This window comes from Citrobacter sedlakii (assembly GCF_018128425.1).
GTDB classification, from domain to species: domain Bacteria; phylum Pseudomonadota; class Gammaproteobacteria; order Enterobacterales; family Enterobacteriaceae; genus Citrobacter_A; species Citrobacter_A sedlakii.
In genome coordinates, this window is record NZ_CP071070.1 from 809,084 (window position 1) to 827,425 (window position 18,342).

At 50.3% G+C, this 18,342-nt stretch carries 18 protein-coding genes, 1 tRNA gene and 2 pseudogenes; 15 read left to right on the plus strand and 6 right to left on the minus strand.

Going from position 1 to position 18,342, the window contains the following annotated elements:
• Nucleotides 1-16 precede the first annotated feature (16 nt).
• Nucleotides 17-997 carry a tRNA-modifying protein YgfZ gene (ygfZ, locus tag JY391_RS03860; protein ID WP_181822563.1) on the minus strand — a complete coding sequence of 327 codons (981 nt, stop codon included), beginning with the start codon at nucleotides 995-997 and terminating at the stop codon, nucleotides 17-19.
• A 256-nt stretch (nucleotides 998-1,253) separates the two neighbouring features.
• On the opposite strand from ygfZ, the gene sdhE reads away from it, so the two are divergent.
• The gene (sdhE, locus tag JY391_RS03865) at nucleotides 1,254-1,520 is read left to right on the plus strand and encodes an FAD assembly factor SdhE (RefSeq protein WP_042292140.1); all 267 of its coding nucleotides are present in this window, start codon (nucleotides 1,254-1,256) and stop codon (nucleotides 1,518-1,520) included.
• Nucleotides 1,501-1,908, plus strand: coding sequence for a protein YgfX (locus tag JY391_RS03870; protein WP_042292137.1), 408 nt, complete (start codon nucleotides 1,501-1,503; stop codon nucleotides 1,906-1,908). Before sdhE ends, JY391_RS03870 begins: the two co-directional genes overlap by 20 nt.
• A 44-nt stretch (nucleotides 1,909-1,952) precedes the next feature.
• Here the strand turns inward: JY391_RS03870 and fldB are convergent, their stop codons facing one another.
• The gene (gene fldB / locus JY391_RS03875; RefSeq protein WP_042292135.1) at nucleotides 1,953-2,474 is read right to left on the minus strand and encodes a flavodoxin FldB; all 522 of its coding nucleotides are present in this window, start codon (nucleotides 2,472-2,474) and stop codon (nucleotides 1,953-1,955) included.
• Nucleotides 2,475-2,573: 99 nt separating this feature from the next.
• On the opposite strand from fldB, the gene xerD reads away from it, so the two are divergent.
• From xerD to lysS, 5 genes are all read left to right on the plus strand, one after another.
• Nucleotides 2,574-3,470, plus strand: coding sequence for a site-specific tyrosine recombinase XerD (xerD, locus tag JY391_RS03880; protein WP_042292373.1), 897 nt, complete (start codon nucleotides 2,574-2,576; stop codon nucleotides 3,468-3,470).
• A gap of 23 nt (nucleotides 3,471-3,493) precedes the next feature.
• Nucleotides 3,494-4,207 (plus strand): bifunctional protein-disulfide isomerase/oxidoreductase DsbC, encoded by a 714-nt coding sequence (gene dsbC, locus JY391_RS03885; RefSeq protein WP_211935245.1) that lies wholly within the window; start codon nucleotides 3,494-3,496, stop codon nucleotides 4,205-4,207.
• Nucleotides 4,208-4,212: 5 nt separating this feature from the next.
• A complete protein-coding gene (gene recJ / locus JY391_RS03890) occupies nucleotides 4,213-5,946 on the plus strand; it encodes a single-stranded-DNA-specific exonuclease RecJ (protein WP_211935246.1) in 1,734 nt (577 codons plus the stop codon).
• A gap of 91 nt (nucleotides 5,947-6,037) precedes the next feature.
• Nucleotides 6,038-7,136 (plus strand): peptide chain release factor 2 gene (prfB, locus tag JY391_RS03895; protein WP_120714868.1). Its coding sequence is split into 2 segments (ribosomal slippage): nucleotides 6,038-6,112 and nucleotides 6,114-7,136, totalling 1,098 coding nucleotides; the frame shifts between segments, so codons are not numbered across the junction.
• Between the two features lie 9 nt (nucleotides 7,137-7,145).
• Entirely contained in the window at nucleotides 7,146-8,663 is a 1,518-nt protein-coding gene (gene lysS / locus JY391_RS03900) for a lysine--tRNA ligase (protein WP_042292124.1), read from the plus strand.
• Between the two features lie 89 nt (nucleotides 8,664-8,752).
• Here lysS and idi read toward each other — a convergent pair whose 3' ends face one another.
• On the minus strand, nucleotides 8,753-9,298 hold the full coding sequence (gene idi / locus JY391_RS03905) for an isopentenyl-diphosphate Delta-isomerase (RefSeq protein ID WP_200035470.1): 546 nt from the start codon (nucleotides 9,296-9,298) through the stop codon (nucleotides 8,753-8,755).
• A gap of 222 nt (nucleotides 9,299-9,520) precedes the next feature.
• Between idi and actS the strand changes: the two genes are divergently transcribed.
• The 3 genes and pseudogenes from actS to JY391_RS23710 form a co-directional block, all read left to right on the plus strand.
• Nucleotides 9,521-10,270, plus strand: a complete 750-nt coding sequence (actS, locus tag JY391_RS03910; RefSeq protein WP_211935247.1) for an amidase activator ActS — start codon at nucleotides 9,521-9,523, stop codon at nucleotides 10,268-10,270.
• A 78-nt stretch (nucleotides 10,271-10,348) separates the two neighbouring features.
• Nucleotides 10,349-10,422, plus strand: a tRNA-Gly gene (locus JY391_RS03915).
• Nucleotides 10,423-10,583: 161 nt separating this feature from the next.
• A pseudogene (locus JY391_RS23710) lies at nucleotides 10,584-10,765 on the plus strand (integrase); the annotation flags it as partial.
• A 14-nt stretch (nucleotides 10,766-10,779) separates the two neighbouring features.
• On the opposite strand, the pseudogene JY391_RS03920 reads toward JY391_RS23710, so the two are convergent.
• From JY391_RS03920 to JY391_RS03930, 3 genes and pseudogenes are all read right to left on the minus strand, one after another.
• Nucleotides 10,780-10,905, minus strand: a pseudogene (locus tag JY391_RS03920) (IS3 family transposase); the annotation flags it as partial.
• A 128-nt stretch (nucleotides 10,906-11,033) separates the two neighbouring features.
• A complete protein-coding gene (locus JY391_RS03925) occupies nucleotides 11,034-11,405 on the minus strand; it encodes a hypothetical protein (RefSeq protein WP_199957192.1) in 372 nt (123 codons plus the stop codon).
• Between the two features lie 109 nt (nucleotides 11,406-11,514).
• Nucleotides 11,515-12,366, minus strand: a complete 852-nt coding sequence (locus JY391_RS03930) for a winged helix-turn-helix domain-containing protein (RefSeq protein WP_211935248.1) — start codon at nucleotides 12,364-12,366, stop codon at nucleotides 11,515-11,517.
• A 440-nt stretch (nucleotides 12,367-12,806) separates the two neighbouring features.
• On the opposite strand from JY391_RS03930, the gene JY391_RS03935 reads away from it, so the two are divergent.
• The 5 genes from JY391_RS03935 (at nucleotide 12,807) to JY391_RS03955 (ending at nucleotide 18,324) form a co-directional block, all read left to right on the plus strand.
• A complete protein-coding gene (locus JY391_RS03935; protein WP_211935249.1) occupies nucleotides 12,807-13,586 on the plus strand; it encodes an EAL domain-containing protein in 780 nt (259 codons plus the stop codon).
• A gap of 13 nt (nucleotides 13,587-13,599) precedes the next feature.
• Nucleotides 13,600-14,187 carry a hypothetical protein gene (locus JY391_RS03940; RefSeq protein WP_211935250.1) on the plus strand — a complete coding sequence of 196 codons (588 nt, stop codon included), beginning with the start codon at nucleotides 13,600-13,602 and terminating at the stop codon, nucleotides 14,185-14,187.
• Nucleotides 14,188-14,386: 199 nt separating this feature from the next.
• Entirely contained in the window at nucleotides 14,387-14,935 is a 549-nt protein-coding gene (locus JY391_RS03945) for a fimbrial protein (RefSeq protein WP_199957188.1), read from the plus strand.
• Between the two features lie 57 nt (nucleotides 14,936-14,992).
• Nucleotides 14,993-15,712: a fimbrial biogenesis chaperone gene (locus JY391_RS03950; RefSeq protein WP_211935251.1), complete on the plus strand. Its 720-nt coding sequence runs from the start codon at nucleotides 14,993-14,995 to the stop codon at nucleotides 15,710-15,712.
• A 26-nt stretch (nucleotides 15,713-15,738) separates the two neighbouring features.
• Nucleotides 15,739-18,324, plus strand: a complete 2,586-nt coding sequence (locus tag JY391_RS03955) for a fimbria/pilus outer membrane usher protein (protein WP_229264086.1) — start codon at nucleotides 15,739-15,741, stop codon at nucleotides 18,322-18,324.
• Nucleotides 18,325-18,342 lie beyond the last annotated feature (18 nt).

Genomic DNA, 18,342 nt, shown 5'->3' on the forward strand with positions numbered 1-18,342 from the left:
GCCACTGGGTCGGTTTTTACTCCTCCAGCGAATAGGGCAGCGGTTCGATGTGTAGCGTATTGGCATCGTCACGAACGCGGAATACGCTGTCAGCTTCCATGTCGTTGTTCATCACCACCTGCACCAACAGCTGACCATCGTCGAGCTGCGCCGCAGCGAGCACTGTGCCGGTGCGGCGCCAGTTCTCACCCATCTGCAATTCCAGATCGTCACCCGCTTCCGGGACCCGGCTGGCTTTACCGGCCAGATACCACAGCGCGCGCTTATTGGCGCCGCGGAATTTCGCCCGGGCGACCATTTCCTGGCCGGTATAGCAGCCTTTTTTAAAGCTGATGCCGCCCAGCGCCTGAATGTTAGTAGCCTGCGGAATAAACTGCGCGCTGTTTGCCGCGTCAATGACCGGAATACCGGCTTCGATATCCAGCGCCAGCCATTGTTGGCTGTTGTTCAGTTCTGCTTCGCCGCGCAATTTTTCGCTGACGGCTTCCGCGGTTGCGGCATCGGTGATCAACAGAAAACGCTCTGCCGGATGTTCAAACCATAACAGCGTGGTAACGCCATCACGAGCAACCGGCTTTTCGGCGTCCGGCAGTACGCTGAAACTGTTCGCCAGCGCCGCACGCGCCTGAAAACCAGCAACGCCGAGCAGCACGCGCTCGTCATCCGGCGCGATAACCACTTTCGAGAACACGGCATATTTTTTCAGTTCGGTGAGCTGAGCGTCACGCAGACTGCGGCGCTCAATCCAGGCGAAACCGTCGTTGTCACGGAACAAGCGCAAGTTGCTCCACATTTTGCCTTTAGCATCGCAATGCGCCGCCAGAACATGCTGGTGCTCATCCAGTTGGCTCACGTCGGCAGTGACCTGACCCTGGATATATTTTTCGCTGTCGGCGCCGGTAATGGTAGCCAGCGCCCAGTCATCAAGCGTCATCAGCGTCAGCGGCAAACGCGCGGAGGCTGACGGCTGACGGGGAGGAAATGGAGTAAATGCCATAATAATGTCCTGATTTGCTTAACGCAGTAATAATGACTAATGGTAAAAGAGCCAGTGCCTAATGCAAGCGCTTTACTCATCCCATTTGTGCCTTATTTTTCGCATTGCGAGGCGTCATCCAGAAACAATGAACCCATTGTCTCTTTGTGGTTTTAATTAGCGATCGTGCTTCCGAATACTGATATTCCCGTAAATTATGATGAAAAACACGTTACAATAGCCGGGTCGTTCATTTTCGTAAGACAGGAAGAAGAACATGGATATTAACAACAAAGCACGTATTCACTGGGCATGCCGTCGCGGTATGCGTGAACTCGATATTTCCATCATGCCGTTTTTCGAACATGAATACGATACGTTAAGCGATGATGAAAAACGCATTTTTGTCCGTCTGCTGGAATGCGACGATCCCGATTTATTCAACTGGTTAATGAACCACGGTAAACCAGCGGATGTTGAGCTGGAACAGATGGTACGACTCATCCAGACACGGAATCGGGATCGTGGTCCTGTGGCAATCTGATCTCCGCGTCTCGTGGCGCGCGCAGTGGTTGTCGCTGCTCCTGCATGGGCTGGTGGCCGCGGCGATTTTGTTAATGCCCTGGCCGCTGAGCTACACCCCGCTGTGGATGATTTTACTGTCGCTGGTGGTGTTTGACTGCGTCCGCAGTCAGCGTCGAATAAACGCCTGTCAGGGCGAGGTGAAACTGCTAATGGACGGTCGGCTTCGATGGCAAGGGCGTGAATGGACAATCGTCAGCGCGCCCTGGATCATCAAAACCGGCATGATGCTGCGCCTGCGTTCAGAAAGCGGGAAGCGCCAGCATTTGTGGCTTGCAGCGGACAGCATGGATGAAGCGGAGTGGCGGGATTTATGTCGGCTGATGCTGCAACAGTCAATGCAACGATAACGCTGACGGACAGGCAGAACCCTGTGCCGTCAGACTGAGCTCATTCAGGCGTAGTGTTCCGCCATCTCGCCGAGAATTTGCTCACACCAGGTCTGGATCCGCTCGTCGCTAAGGTCGTACTGGTTGGTTTCATCCAGCGCCAGACCGACAAACAGCTGACCATCGGCAATAACCGGTTTTGGGCTGGTGAACTCATAACCTTCGGTAGGCCAGTAGCCGACGAATTTTACGCCTTTGGTCGCCAGCTTGTCATGCAGCATGCCCAGCGCGTCAAGGAACCATTCGCCGTAGCCTAACTGGTCGCCCATCCCGTAGAGCGCGACAATTTTGCCTTCGAGGTTGAGTGTGTCCAGTTGATCCCAGACGGCTTCCCAGTCCTCCTGAATTTCGCCAAAATCCCAGGTAGGAATACCGAGGATTAACACGTCGTACTGCTCCATCAGGGCAGGTGCGTCGTCTTTCAGGTTATGAAGGGTGACCAGTTCCGGGCCGATGATGTCACGAATTTTCTCCGCGGCCATCTCGGTGTAGCAGGTGCTGGAACCGTAAAAAAGACCCATATTCATCGCGTAAACGTCTCAATATTTGCTTTGATTTTAGGCGTAGTGTACCAGAACCCATACCATTGAGTCATAATGGCGGCTTGCAAAATCAAAGAGGCTGATGTGGAAAAGGATCTCGCGCGCATTGAACACTTTCTTGATGCGCTGTGGCTGGAGAAAAATCTGGCGGAAAATACCCTGAGCGCCTATCGTCGCGATCTCACTATGCTGGTGGAGTGGCTGGCGCACCGTAACGCGTCGCTGGAAACCGCTCAGAGCGACGATCTGCAGGCGCTGCTGGCCGAGCGGATGGACGGTGGCTATAAAGCGACCAGTACGGCGCGACTGCTGAGCGCCGTGCGTCGTCTGTTCCAGTATCTGTATCGGGAAAAGATTCGCGCAGACGATCCGAGCGCGGCGCTGGCGTCGCCCAAACTTCCGCAGCGCTTGCCGAAGGATCTTAGCGAAGCGCAAGTTGAGAGATTATTACAGTCGCCGGTGGTTGACCAACCGCTGGAGTTACGCGATAAAGCGATGCTCGAGATTCTGTATGCCACCGGATTGCGTGTTTCTGAACTTGTGGGGCTGACAATGAGTGACATCAGCCTGCGTCAGGGGGTGGTCCGCGTGATTGGCAAAGGCAACAAAGAACGCCTCGTTCCTTTGGGCGAGGAAGCGGTGTACTGGCTGGAGACTTACCTTGAACATGGGCGTCCATGGCTGCTTAACGGCGCCTCCATTGACGTATTGTTTCCCAGCCAGCGCGCGCAGCAGATGACGCGCCAGACCTTCTGGCACCGCATTAAGCATTATGCCGTGCTGGCGGGGATCGACAGCGAGAAACTGTCGCCGCACGTTTTGCGTCACGCATTTGCCACGCATTTGCTCAATCATGGCGCTGACCTGCGCGTGGTGCAGATGCTGCTGGGACACAGCGACCTCTCCACCACACAGATTTATACTCACGTCGCGACCGAGCGCTTGCGTCAACTTCATCAACAGCATCACCCCAGAGCGTGATGGCTGAAAGAACAGGAAAAGATATGAAAAAAGGTTTAATGATGTTCACCTTGCTGGCCGCCGCGTTTTCTGGTCTGGCGCAGGCTGACGACGCCGCGATTCGCCAGTCGCTCACAAAACTGGGCGTACAGAGCACCGATATCCAACCCGCACCGGTTGCCGGGATGAAAACGGTGATGACAAACAGCGGCGTACTGTATGTCACCGAAGACGGTAAACACATCATTCAGGGGCCGATGTATGACGTCAGCGGCGCGAGTCCGGTAAACGTGACCAACCAGTTGCTGATGAAGCGCCTGAACGCGCTGGAAAAAGAGATGATCGTCTATAAAGCGCCGCAGGAAAAACACGTTATTACCGTTTTTACTGACATCACCTGCGGCTATTGCCACAAGCTGCATGAAGAGATGAAAGATTACAACGCGCTGGGGATCACTGTGCGTTACCTGGCCTTCCCGCGCCAGGGGCTGAAAAGCCAGGCTGAGCAGGATATGAAATCGATCTGGTGTGCGAAGGACAAAACCAAAGCCTTCGACGAAGCGATGGCAGGCAAGGGCGTGAAAGCGGCAACCTGCGACGTGGATATTGCCGATCATTATGCGCTGGGCGTGCAGTTTGGCGTCAGCGGGACGCCAGCCATTGTGCTGAATAACGGCTATGTGGTTCCCGGCTACCAGGGACCGAAAGAGATGAAGGCGTTCCTCGACGCGCATCAGAAACAGACCAGCGGTAAGTAATTCGCGTGAAACAACAGATACAGCTTCGTCGGCGTGAGGTCGATGAGACGGCGGAACTGCCTTCCGACCTCTCGCCATTGTTGCGCCGCTTGTATGCCAGCCGCGGCGTACGTAGCGCACGGGATCTGGAACGCAGCGTAAAAGGCATGCTGCCCTGGCAGCAGCTAAGCGGCGTCGAAAAAGCAGTGGAGATCCTCTATAACGCGTTTCGCGAGGGGACGCGGATTATCGTGGTCGGCGACTTTGACGCCGATGGCGCGACCAGTACCGCCCTGAGCGTGCTGGGTATGCGCGCCTTGGGTTGCGATAACATCAGCTATCTGGTGCCGAACCGCTTTGAAGATGGCTACGGTCTGAGTCCGGAAGTGGTCGATCAGGCCCACGCTCGCGGCGCACAGCTTATTGTCACTGTTGATAACGGCATCTCCTCTCATGCGGGCGTCGATCACGCCAGCGCGCTGGGGATACCGGTGGTGGTGACCGATCACCATCTCCCGGGCGAGACGCTGCCTGCCGCTCAGGCCATTATCAACCCAAACCTGCGTGACTGCGACTTCCCGTCGAAGTCGCTGGCGGGCGTGGGCGTCGCGTTTTATCTGATGCTCGCGCTGCGCACGTTTTTGCGTGATAAGGGTTGGTTTGACGAACGCGGTATCACGCCGCCGAATCTGGCGGAACTGCTGGATCTCGTGGCGCTCGGCACCGTCGCCGACGTGGTACCGCTGGACGCCAACAACCGTATTTTGACGTGGCAAGGGCTAAGCCGGATTCGCGCCGGGAAGTGTCGGCCAGGAATCAAAGCGCTGCTGGAAGTCTCGAATCGCGACCCGCAAAAGCTGGCCGCCAGCGACCTGGGTTTTGCACTCGGACCGCGTCTGAATGCCGCGGGTCGGCTGGATGATATGTCCGTCGGCGTGGCGTTACTGCTGTGCGACAACATTGGCGAAGCACGCGTGCTGGCGAATGAACTGGACGCGCTAAACCAGACGCGCAAGGAGATCGAACAGGGAATGCAGGCGGAAGCGCTGGCCTTGTGCGAGAAGCTTGAACGCAGTCGCGACGCCCTGCCGGGCGGCCTGGCGATGTACCATCCCGAATGGCATCAGGGGGTGGTCGGGATCCTGGCGTCACGCATTAAAGAGCGCTTTCACCGTCCGGTCATTGCTTTCGCGCCTGCGGGCGACGGCACACTGAAAGGTTCTGGCCGCTCGATCCAGGGGCTGCATATGCGCGATGCGCTGGAGCGGTTAGATACGCTGCATCCCGGGCTGATGATCAAATTTGGCGGCCATGCGATGGCGGCGGGATTGTCGCTGGAGGAATCGCAGTTTGAGCTGTTTCAGCAACGCTTTGGCGAGCTGGTGACTGACTGGCTGGATCCTTCTCTGCTGCAGGGCGAAGTGGTTTCCGACGGCCCGCTCAGCGCGGCTGAGATGACGATGGAAGTGGCGCAGATGCTGCGCGACGCAGGCCCGTGGGGGCAAATGTTTCCGGAGCCGCTGTTTGACGGGCGTTTTCGTTTGCTCCAGCAGCGTCTGGTGGGGGAACGGCACCTGAAGGTGATGGTGGAGCCGGTTGGCGGCGGGCCGCTGCTGGACGGTATCGCCTTTAACGTCGACACCACCTGCTGGCCGGACAACGGCGTGCGCGAAGTGGAACTGGCCTATAAGCTCGACATCAACGAGTTTCGTGGTAACCGCAGCCTGCAAATTATCATCGACAATATCTGGCCAATTTAGCGTCAGCAATACCTATAAAAAAGAGCGTGGATTCGGTACAATCCCGCTCTTATCACCGCATTTTAACGAGTCCAATAAAAGAAATCAGACCATGTTTGAAATTAACCCGGTAAAAAACCGCATTCAGGACCTCACGGAGCGCTCGGACGTTCTTAGGGGGTATCTTTGACTACGATGCCAAGAAAGAGCGTCTGGAAGAAGTAAACGCCGAGCTGGAACAGCCGGACGTCTGGAACGAACCCGAACGCGCACAGGCGCTGGGTAAAGAACGTTCCTCGCTGGAAGCCATTGTCGACACTCTCGATCAAATGGCTCAGGGTCTGGAAGACGTTTCCGGCCTGCTGGAACTGGCTGTAGAGGCCGACGACGAAGAAACGTTTAACGAAGCCGTAGCTGAACTTGATACGCTGGAAGAAAAACTGGCGCAGCTGGAGTTCCGTCGTATGTTCTCCGGTGAATATGACAGCGCCGACTGTTATCTGGATATCCAGGCCGGTTCCGGCGGTACTGAAGCGCAGGACTGGGCGAGCATGCTGGAGCGTATGTATCTGCGCTGGGCGGAAGCGCGCGGATTCAAGACCGAGATCATTGAAGAGTCTGAAGGTGAAGTGGCCGGTATCAAATCCGTCACCATTAAAATTTCAGGTGAATACGCCTACGGCTGGCTGCGTACCGAAACCGGCGTTCACCGCCTGGTGCGTAAAAGTCCGTTCGATTCCGGTGGTCGCCGTCACACCTCGTTCAGCTCCGCGTTTGTTTACCCGGAAGTGGACGATGACATTGATATCGAAATCAACCCGGCGGATCTGCGTATTGATGTTTACCGCGCATCCGGCGCGGGTGGTCAGCACGTTAACCGTACCGAATCAGCGGTGCGTATCACCCACATCCCGACCGGGATTGTGACCCAGTGCCAGAACGACCGTTCTCAGCACAAGAACAAAGACCAGGCCATGAAGCAGATGAAAGCGAAGCTTTATGAACTGGAAATGCAAAAGAAAAATGCCGAGAAGCAGGCGATGGAAGACAACAAATCGGACATCGGCTGGGGTAGCCAGATTCGTTCTTACGTCCTTGATGACTCCCGCATTAAAGACTTGCGTACCGGGGTTGAAACCCGTAACACGCAGGCGGTGCTGGACGGCAGCCTGGATCAATTTATCGAAGCAAGTTTGAAAGCAGGGTTATGAGGAACCAACATGTCTGAACAACACGCACAGGGCGCTGACGCGGTAGCCGATCTTAACAATGAACTGAAAACGCGCCGCGAGAAGCTGGCTGGCCTGCGCGAGCAGGGTATCGCCTTCCCGAACGATTTTCGACGCGATCACACCTCAGACCAACTGCACGCTGACTTCGACGCCAAAGAGAACGAAGAACTGGAAGCGCTGAACGTCGAGGTATCCGTCGCAGGCCGTATGATGACTCGTCGTATCATGGGCAAGGCCTCTTTCGTTACGCTGCAGGACGTCGGTGGACGTATTCAGCTGTATGTCGCCCGTGACGATCTGCCGGAAGGCGTTTATAACGAGCAGTTTAAAAAATGGGACCTGGGCGACATCCTTGGCGCGAAAGGCAAGCTGTTTAAGACCAAAACTGGCGAACTGTCTATTCACTGCACAGAACTACGCCTGCTGACCAAAGCGCTGCGTCCGCTGCCGGACAAGTTCCACGGTTTGCAGGATCAGGAAGCGCGCTATCGCCAGCGCTATCTGGACCTCATCTCTAACGACGAGTCTCGCAACACCTTCAAAATCCGCTCGCAGATCCTGGCGGGGATTCGTCAGTTCATGGTGGGACGCGGCTTTATGGAAGTTGAAACCCCGATGATGCAGGTGATCCCTGGCGGCGCGTCTGCGCGTCCGTTTATCACCCATCACAACGCGCTGGACCTCGACATGTACCTGCGTATTGCGCCGGAACTGTACCTGAAGCGTCTGGTGGTCGGCGGCTTCGAGCGTGTGTTCGAAATCAACCGCAACTTCCGTAACGAAGGGATTTCTGTACGTCACAACCCAGAGTTCACCATGATGGAACTCTACATGGCGTATGCGGACTATAAAGATCTGATCGAACTGACCGAGTCGCTGTTCCGCACTCTGGCGCAGGACGTTCTGGGCACCACCCAGGTACCTTACGGCGACGACGTGTTCGACTTCGGCAAGCCGTTCGAAAAACTGACCATGCGCGAAGCGATCAAGAAATACCGTCCGGAAACCGAGATGGCCGATCTGGATAACTTCGACTCGGCAAAAGCCATTGCTGAGGCTATCGGCATTAAGGTTGAGAAAAGCTGGGGTCTGGGCCGAATCGTGACCGAGATTTTCGAAGAAGTGGCGGAAGCGCATCTGATTCAGCCGACCTTTATTACTGAGTACCCGGCGGAAGTGTCGCCGCTGGCGCGTCGCAACGATGTGAACCCGGAAATCACCGATCGTTTTGAGTTCTTTATCGGTGGACGTGAGATCGGTAACGGATTTAGCGAGCTGAATGACGCAGAAGATCAGGCGCAACGCTTCCAGGATCAGGTTGACGCGAAAGCGGCGGGCGATGACGAAGCGATGTTCTTCGACGAAGATTACGTGACGGCGCTGGAGCACGGCCTGCCGCCAACGGCGGGTCTGGGTATCGGTATTGACCGTATGGTCATGCTGTTTACCAACAGCCATACTATTCGTGACGTGATCCTGTTCCCGGCGATGCGTCCGGTTAAGTAAGCATTGAGTTGCCGGATGGCGATTTTGCCTTATCCGGCCTGCGGCATTTGTTCTGTAGGCCGGGTAAGCGTTACGCCATTCAATAACCTTTAGCGCTGGCAGTATTCCCGAAGCAAATGGCGCGCTGCGCTGTTTGACGCCTGCATTACCATCCACGGACTGAACGCCCACGGCGTGGCGTCAATGGAAGCCAGTATGCTCTCCAGATCGCACCATTGATATTCCATCACCTCCTCACTGTTTACCGCCATGTCGCCGACTACCTGCGCGGCGTAGACCGGGCACACTTCATTTTCGACGATCCCGTTCGGGTCGGCGGCGCGATAGCGAAAATCAGGATAAACCGGCGTCAGACGGCTGATTTGCGCGCCAAGTTCAAAGCGGCAACGACGAACAATCGCCTCCTCTGTGCTTTCGCCCTGCTGGGGATGACCACATACCGAATTCGTCCATACGCCTGGCCACGCCTTTTTCAGTAACGAACGGCGAGTGACCAGAAATCGCCCGTCGGTATTAAACAGCCAGGAAGAAAACGCGAGGTGCAGTGGGGTGTGAGCGGTATGGGCGGCGTATTTTTCCAGCGTGCCGGAAGGAATATCCTGCGCATCCAGTAAAATGACATGTTCCCCGGTCATGAAAACTCCTGAAAAGCGATAACGATTCGGCAATGCGCTGAACCTTGTATTCAGAGAACCAGAGTAGCGCAGAATTGCGGGTTAAGTATTACCAAAACACGCCCTGGCAGCCAGAAATATAAGACAATAATGGTCTTGATTGTTCTGTCCTTACGCAATAAATTTGGCATCGGCCTTATGGCTGCTATGATAAAGCGTCTGATTATATTGCGAGGATGTGTTTTGAGCGCAGGACGCCTGAAGTTAAATGGTCTGGGTATGGCGATGCTGCTGTGTGTGGGATTGCTGCTTGCGGGCTGTTCAGGAAATAAATCATCCGGATCTGGATCGTATTCTGGCGCCGTTTACACCGTTAAACGGGGGGATACGCTTTACCGTATATCACGTTCGACGGGGACCAGCGTTAAAGAGCTGGCGCGCCTGAACGGTATTTCGCCGCCTTATACCATCGAAGTGGGGCAGAAACTCAGGCTTGGCGGTTCGAAAAAGGCTTCCGCCAAAACGAGTAAAAAATCGACCAGCAAAACGGCAGCCGTCAGACCGTCTTCTTCCGTACCCCAGTCATCATGGCCGCCTGTTGGACAGCGCTGCTGGCGTTGGCCTGCCAGCGGGAAAGTGATATTGCCTTACTCAACGGCTAACGGGGGCAATAAAGGAATTGATATTGCCGCCGCCCGTGGCACGCCCGTTTACGCCGCAGGCGCAGGGAAGGTGGTGTACGTCGGTAACCAACTGCGCGGGTACGGTAATCTCATTATGATCAAGCACAGTGAAGATTACATTACCGCCTATGCGCACAACGACACAATGCTGGTCAATAACGGGCAGAGCGTGAAGGCCGGGCAGAAGATTGCCACAATGGGCAGTACTGACGCGGCGTCGGTGCGACTGCATTTCCAGATCCGCTATCGCGCCACGGCCATCGATCCGCTGCGCTATCTGCCGCCGCAGGGTAGCCCGCCGAAATGCTGACGGCGAATTAATCGCCAGTCAGCAGATTGTCCCTTGCCAACAAGAGCGTAAGGTTTATAATGCTTTACGCTCATCTAAGCGGGCGTAGTTCAATGGTAGAACGAGAGCTTCCCAAGCTCTATACGAGGGTTCGATTCCCTTCGCCCGCTCCAGCCTCAAGCCTTCTGAAGTCTGCCCAACTCAATTTTCCCTTTATAAATCAGTAGTTATAGCATTCTATTAGTCATTTGAACTCAACAGTACTCCCCCAGGGTCAATATTAATACGAGGATTTAGATGGGGGGACAATAGCCCTTCCTCGTAGCGTCGCCCAATGAAACTGACTGCGCGTCAGGTTGAAACTGAAAAAGACAAAGACAAGCCCACCGAACAGGACGATGGTGGTGGCCACCCACTGGCAACGCACCTTCTCTTGAACGAAAGCTTAGCCGTCGACAGGATGCTGAAAATTCGTTTGAGGACATGATGCGCGAGAGGTATCAGCGTCGCTATGACTGTCCTGTCGCAAAAAGATGATTTGTGATAACGATGTGTTCATGACCACTGTACTTGTCCCGATGAATGGGCTGCTGACAACTGGTCAGTCCTAATTCATACATGAGCCGACCTGCAAGCCATCGGCTCATTCTGAAGCCAGCCCCGTTCTTCTCCACCATGAAATTACCTATGAAGACGAAACAGCTGGAAATTAATCTTCAACCTGCCTTACTGTATTGACATCGAAATTTTGAACCAAATGGATCAGGTGTAGGGTTAGGTTCCTTTATCTTTTTTTCAAACAAATAAATAAAGGAAGAGGGACATCACCAAAAACAAAGGCATTGAGATATCGTCGAACGGTGAGCCGGTTGTGTTCAAGATCAAACATGTCGAAAATCAGCCCTGAGGCTTCTGCCTCCGTCATGCTATCACTAGGATGAGCAATGGTTTTCAAATTACTTATGTAAAAATCACTTTTTTTTCTACTCAGGACCTTGAATGTTATATCCCGATTTACAAGGTGGGTATTGATAGGAGATGATTGCTTTGTCGATATCGATGTGCCGAAAATACTGATCACACTTTCAGTACCTTGTCGTATCACCACACTGATAGTTCCATTAAAAAGATATTCATGTTCATCAGGTGAATTCATTTGTAAGGTACCAGTGCAGTTGATATTTCCACTTTTAGTCATGTTGCTGATTGTAACAAGTATAATGGATAGTATCACAAAGAAAAAGATGGTGAAAAATTTATATTTTTTATTCATGATTAAATACGCTCTTACAGCTGGATAGCTTGTTCTTTTTGCCAGCCTGATAACTACATCTGCTGATGAATTGTCGTCCTACCTCATCAAAAATCAGGCTATCCTCCTGTTGGAAGATATAAAAACTCCCCGTAAGACACGGTAGTTTTGATCTGGCCATCTTCTCAGTTAAGGTGACTCTCTTGGGCAGGAGTTCATATGAACTTCTGTAAAACATATATATCGGGCAGCTGTCAATCATACCGGCAAGGTAGACTCTGGCTACTTTCATCTCGTTTTTGTTTAGCGAAATATAATAACAAATAAGACATAGCATAATTAATGACAAAGCATTAAAACCATGAAGCCATACTAACTTTTTACTTTTATTTGTTAAACCACTCGTTCTTTCCCCTTCATTTTTAAGTTCTATATTTGAGTGAATCATTACCTGTTCTAAGGTTTCAGGTAATAAATCTTTACTAAAAGAATCTGTATTCGTAAGCAAAAGATCTTGCTTTTCATTTTCGGATTCTATCATTCGCACTTTTACTTCTTTTTTCATCACAAATCCGGTGCGAGGAATAGTAATGATGATATCTGCTGGTTCACCAAGCAACTGGAAGTTTTTTCTAATCAGAGATACATATTGTGTGAGCGTATTGTTTGATGTCTTATACCCATATTCATCCCATACACAATTCAGAATCTCTTCACGTGCCAATGTCGAACCCTGATATCTGATAAACAGCGACAGTAACCGGGACGCTGTTGCAGGGAGAATAATGGAGTCATAACTATTACAGTTAGTTAAAGAACTTTGAACGTCATCATAAACAATATTCTCATTAATTATATAGAGCATACCCCGTCCTTATACCTCAGATCATAGCTATGGCACTTTTACCGGCATAATACCCGCATGAAATAGTGCTGTTGTTGTTTTTGGTGCAGAGTCTAGCATATTTAATTCATCTGTCACGTGAATATAAAGAGAGGTGCCATTTAAGATAAATTTAAGATAATTATAGCATTACAATATAAACTGACAGCTTCGTTATGTTTATTTCACATATAAACTACAAGTTCGTAAAAATAACTTAACTGAGGGGTTGGAATCTATAAAATAGAATGTTTAAATTGTAAATCCATATATAAACAGATTAATTAACTAAAATTTCTATATTCTTCAATATAATATATCAAATGACGCAAGGGAAGGTTATGATTGATACATTGCAGAGAGCCACGCTGGTACAAACGAGTGGCATAACAAGCGAGCAGTGAAAAGGAAGAGTAGGTAACATGCAGAAAATAAAAGATACACTTGAAAATAAATGCTCTTACAATTGTGTAATGGATGTTACGCCTTTCCTTCAGCCTGTTATTAATACTTATGAAAATTGTATCGTAGGAGCTGAAATTCTCTGCAGAGTAAAAACAAAAAAAGGATACATACTGAATCAGCTGCATATTGAAGAGCTTGAGGTACCTGAGCGTGCGGATTATTACGCCAGAGAGCTTTTATTAAAAACAGCTGAAACCTTAAGGAAAAATGATGGTATTAACGAAATCCCGTCGGGTTTTGTTTTTTCTCTGAACATCACCTGTGGCCAGATCAACTCTGAAACCATCAGGAATGCTGTAATGAAATTCAGGAGTTACTTCAAAACAGATGTCGTGATCCTGTTGGAGATTGTGGAGCGGAATATCACTGATGCGACCAATGATATTCTGGATGCAATCGCATTCTATGATTCTATCGGAGTGAAGTTCGCTATTGATGATGTAGGGATGAACACTGCTGCCCTAAAATTCTTTGGGGTGAATAATGTAACAACCCTAAAGCTGGATCGTTTGGTTACACAGGTAAAAGGAAACCTGGGATTAGTTTATCGTAAACTGATTGATGGTATTGTTAAAATATCATCTATCTGTAGCGTGGATGTTGTTGCAGAAGGTGTAGAAAATCACTTTCAAAAAGAGGCGTTGAAGTCGGCTGGGATCATTTTTATGCAAGGTTACTTATTTTCCCGACCTTTACCCGTACCTGCTTTTTGTGAATTTATGAAAACTTACCGCTGACAGGTATGACTCCATGGCAGTAAAAAAAACCGTTATAATTTTATCCGATGATTATTTTTATCTTAATGGACTGGAGTTCTTATTAAAAGAGACAAAATATCTGAATGTGTACTGTCATTATATACATCACAAACAGCAGGAATTCTTTTCTGATAGCATCGTTTATGACGTCCGTACTGGAAATAGTATCATTATATTGGCAGTGGATGACTTAAACCTTATCAGGAAGTTCGCAACATATTTTAGCTCCAACGTGATTTACTCTCTGAGAACTATCGGTAAAAGAGAAATGATCCTTTATTATAAGGGGGCGCTGGTAATAAACAGAAGTCTTTCGATATGGCGGATGTTAGAGATGATTAAGAGATATGGGAGGATATGCAGTATGACAAACATATCACTTACTCAGAAAGAGGAGCAGGTTATTTTTAATTATTTTAATTTAACAGGGTATCAGTTCAACGCTTTCAGATATGAAGTCGGGGTTAAAAAAACCAGTCATTACAAACGCTCCGCATATCAAAAGATGATGGTTAATGGTGACGGTGAAGCCCATTTTGTGGTGAGCGCACTAAAACAAATTAGTGCAGGGCAGGTGTAGCAACTCATTACGTTTTATTGAAAAAATATCTGTCTGAAAAGCTGTTACGATTAATGCTGAGAGTTTTAATAACTCAACGCCTTATGTTTTTTGTAGTACCTGGTGATGTTCACCTTTTAAGTAAGTGGTTTGATAAGGATATTTTCGCATCTCCTTATTACAACTCTATCGTATATAAATATGTTCAAAGGATATAGACATGAAAAAAAGTGCTATTGCATTAACGCTGTTTGCTGTTCTGGGTGCAACTGTAAATTCTGCGAATGCTGCATCGACAGGAACCATTACCTTTAATGGTCAACTGACTGCCACTACCTGTGATGCCGTCGTTGATACACAGGGTGCAGATGCAACGGTTATTCTGCCTACCGTTGGTACCAACCAGTTGACTACTGCAGGCCAGACCGCGGGGCGTACGGGATTTAATATTGCTCTGACTAATTGCCAGGGCACTCTGCAAAACGCCTCCGCGTTCTTTGAAGCAGGTCCGACCGTGGATTTACCAAGCGGACATCTGCTGAATAAGACCGGAACGGCAACCGGTGTCAGTCTGCAGCTGCGCGATGAATCCTCTGCGAATGGAGATGTCATCGTGGCGGGTAACGGAAATCAGGCTGCCAACACTACTTATGTTGATGTTTCCTCTGGCAGTGCGAACCTGCCTTATTCGGTTGAGTACTTTGCTGATACTGCAACCACTGCCGGGACAGTTATCAGCCAGGTGGTTTACTCCATTCAGTACATGTAATTCAACGTACTTCATTAATCAGGGGAGCCCAGGCTCCCTTTCACAGAGGGTGGATTTATGCCTGTGCAACGGAAGCATAACTTTTTTTCTATTCTGACACTCAGCTCACTGTTCATGCTTTATCTGGTGTTACTTAGCGCCCCCGTAAAAGCCAGTATCGTTATTACCGGTACCCGGGTGATCTATTCTCAGGGGGAGCGCTCTGTCAGTGTGAAACTTAATAATAATGGTAAATCCCCCGTACTTATCCAGAGCTGGATCGATGATGGCGTTATGAGCAAATCACCGGATACCAGCACGGCCCCGTTTATTGTGACGCCACCTATAAACCGTGTTGATCCCGGCAAAGGTCAGACACTACAGATCAGCTTTACCGGAAAACAGCTTCCTTCCGATAAAGAGTCTGTATTCTGGCTTAATGTGCTTGAGGTGCCTGCACGTAACAGTTCCAAAAAAGATGAGAATTTTTTACAAATTGCCTTTCGTACCCGGATAAAACTTTTTTATCGGCCGGAAGCACTGCAGGGAATATCCCTTGAAGCCCCGGATAAGCTCGAATGGAAAACCGTAGAGGGGAAATTACAGGCGACGAATAAAACGCCCTGGTATGTATCTGTGTCTGGCGTACAAGCGAATGGAAAAAAGACAGAAGGGAAAATGATAGCACCTTTTGAAGCTGAATTCTTTCCGTTGCAGGTAAGCCATGGCCAAATGATTCACTTTAACGTCGTCAATGATTATGGGGCAGTCACTGAGAAATCTGCTGCAGTTAAATAAAACGTCTGTTTGACAGGGAATATAACGTGAAAAACCATAATAAATATTTCCGCAAGAACTTACTTGCAGCAGCTATTGCTGGTTTTTGCAGTATACCGCATTCATCTGAAGCTATGGAACACACTGAAGCGCTGCCCGGGAATCTTCACACAGAAGTGTTACCTGACCCTGGGACCGGGGACGTTGAATTTATCAGTGATGTGCTGATGTTACAAAATAATCAACCCGTCGATACCAGCCGCTTTTCAAAGCGCGGTTTTCTTTTACCTGGGAAATATTATGCCACCATTCGGATAAATGGTAGTGAGATAGGGAATGAAAATATCGAGATCAAAAGCCGGGCGGATAATTCTGGTTACGTCTGTATTACGCCGGAATTACTGAAAGTCATCCCTCTGGCCTGGGAAAGAATGAATGAGACCGACACAGTGCGGCAACCCGATTCTGATGGCTGCACTGAAATCTTATCCGGCATCCCGAATGCCAGGGTCGAATTCGATGCGGGAGAGCAGGTACTGGATATTACGTTGCCGCAAAAATATGTTCATCGCTCTGCGCGTGGTTCCGTGAACCCGGAGCTCTGGGATAGCGGTATACCTGCAGCATTTCTCAGCTACGGGCTGAACGCCTGGACAAGTCAGTCCAGTCATTATGACTATAAATCGATGTTTGCCTCGCTGAATACCGGATTTAATCTTGGCGCATGGTATTTCCGTCATAATGGCTCCTATTCCTGGTTAGATGACGGAAAGAAGGATTATCAGTCTCTGAACACGTATGCTCAGCGGGATATTCCATTTATCAAAGGCCGCTTGCTTGTCGGCCAGTCTAATACCACAGGCAGGGTTTTTGACTCCCTGCCATTTTCCGGTATGCAAATTGCCAGCGATGAGCGCATGTATCCAACTTCGCAGCGGGGCTATGCGCCTGAAATCAGGGGGATGGCCAGAACGAACGCCAAAGTCACTGTACGCCAGAATAACGCCATCATTTATGAGACAACTGTCTCCCCGGGTGAATTCGTTATTAACGATCTTTATCCGACGGGGTTTGGTGGCGACCTGGCCGTGACCGTTCGGGAAGCAGATGGCAATGAAAACTTTTTTCTGGTCCCGTATACCGCGATGCCGCAGTTGATTAGACCGGGGTCGTACCGCTATTCCTTTACGGCGGGCAAATTACGCCAGCTTAACCTTAGAGATAAACCGGAGTTTTATGAGGCAACCTGGCAGCATGGCCTGTCAAATTACCTGACGGGCTATACTGGCTGGCAACAAAGCGACGGTTATTATGCCGCTCAGGCCGGTATGGCAATAGGAACCCAGGCCGGGGCGATTTCTCTGGATATCACCCAGTCGCATGCTTCTTTCTCAGGAAATCCGAACGGTCAGGAATATGGCCATAAAACGTCATCCGGACAGAGCTACCGACTCAGCTATTCAAAATTTATCCCCCGGTCGGGCACCAATCTGACGCTGGCAACCTATCGTTTTTCAACGCAGGGCTATTACGATCTGGCAACAGCCATGATGACAAAAGAAATGCTGGTGCGTGGTTACGATGAACAGCGTCTGAAACGTTCCAAAAGCCGCTATACCCTGACTGCCAGCCAGTCTCTTCCAGAAGGCCTGGGACAGTTCTATGCAAGTGCGTCATTACAGAATTACTGGAACAGTAAGGATACCGATAAACAATTCCAGGTCGGTTACAGTAATAGCTGGAATTCCATCACTTACGGATTAAATGTCAACCGGACATACACCTGGTACGGCAAAAGTGATACCAGCTGGCTTCTGTCCCTGAGCTTCCCCTTGGGTACTGCCGGAGATACACATGTTCCATCCGCGCGTCTGGAAACAGGGCGCAACAATGATGGATCCTGGTCTGAGGCGGCCTCCCTGTCCGGAAGTGCCGGCGAAGACAACCAGTACAGCTATGGGGTAACAGCCCGCAATACCAGCGGCGCAACCGGCAGCAGTCTGTATGTTAACGGGCAGTGGCGAACACCGTATACGTACCTTAATGGCAGCAGCAGCGTTGGTAATCACTATCAGAGCCAGTCATTTGGTGCGAATGGGTCCGTGATCCTGCATTCCGGTGGCGCAACCCTCAGCCCTTACACCTCAGATACCTGGGCGTTGATTGAAGCCAGAGGAGCCAAAGGCGCCCGGGTTTCCTCTTACCCTGGTATCAGCATTGATAATGCCGGGTATGCAGCGGTGCCTTATCTGAATGCGTATGAAATGAATGAAGTGGCCATCGATCCAAAGGATGCGACGAATAATGTCGGCTTTGATAGCACGTCACGTAAGGTGGCCCCCTACGCCGGTGCTATTGTAAAGGTTAAATATAATACGCAAACAGGGGTCCCCGTACTGATTTCTGCCCGATGGAAAGGAGAACCAGTCCCCTTCGGCGCTGATGTCAGCAGTGAGAAGGGTAATTATATTGCGATCGTCGGCCAGGCCGGGCAGATATTTGTTCGCCTTGAGCCAGGCACTCATATTCTCAAACTGAAGGCCGGTAATCAGGGGGAGTGCAAAATGAAAGTCATCGTTTCCGAAGAAGATTCAGCAATTAATATGAAGAAAGAGGCTCTGGAATGTTACTGAATGCGTTGTTATTTCTGT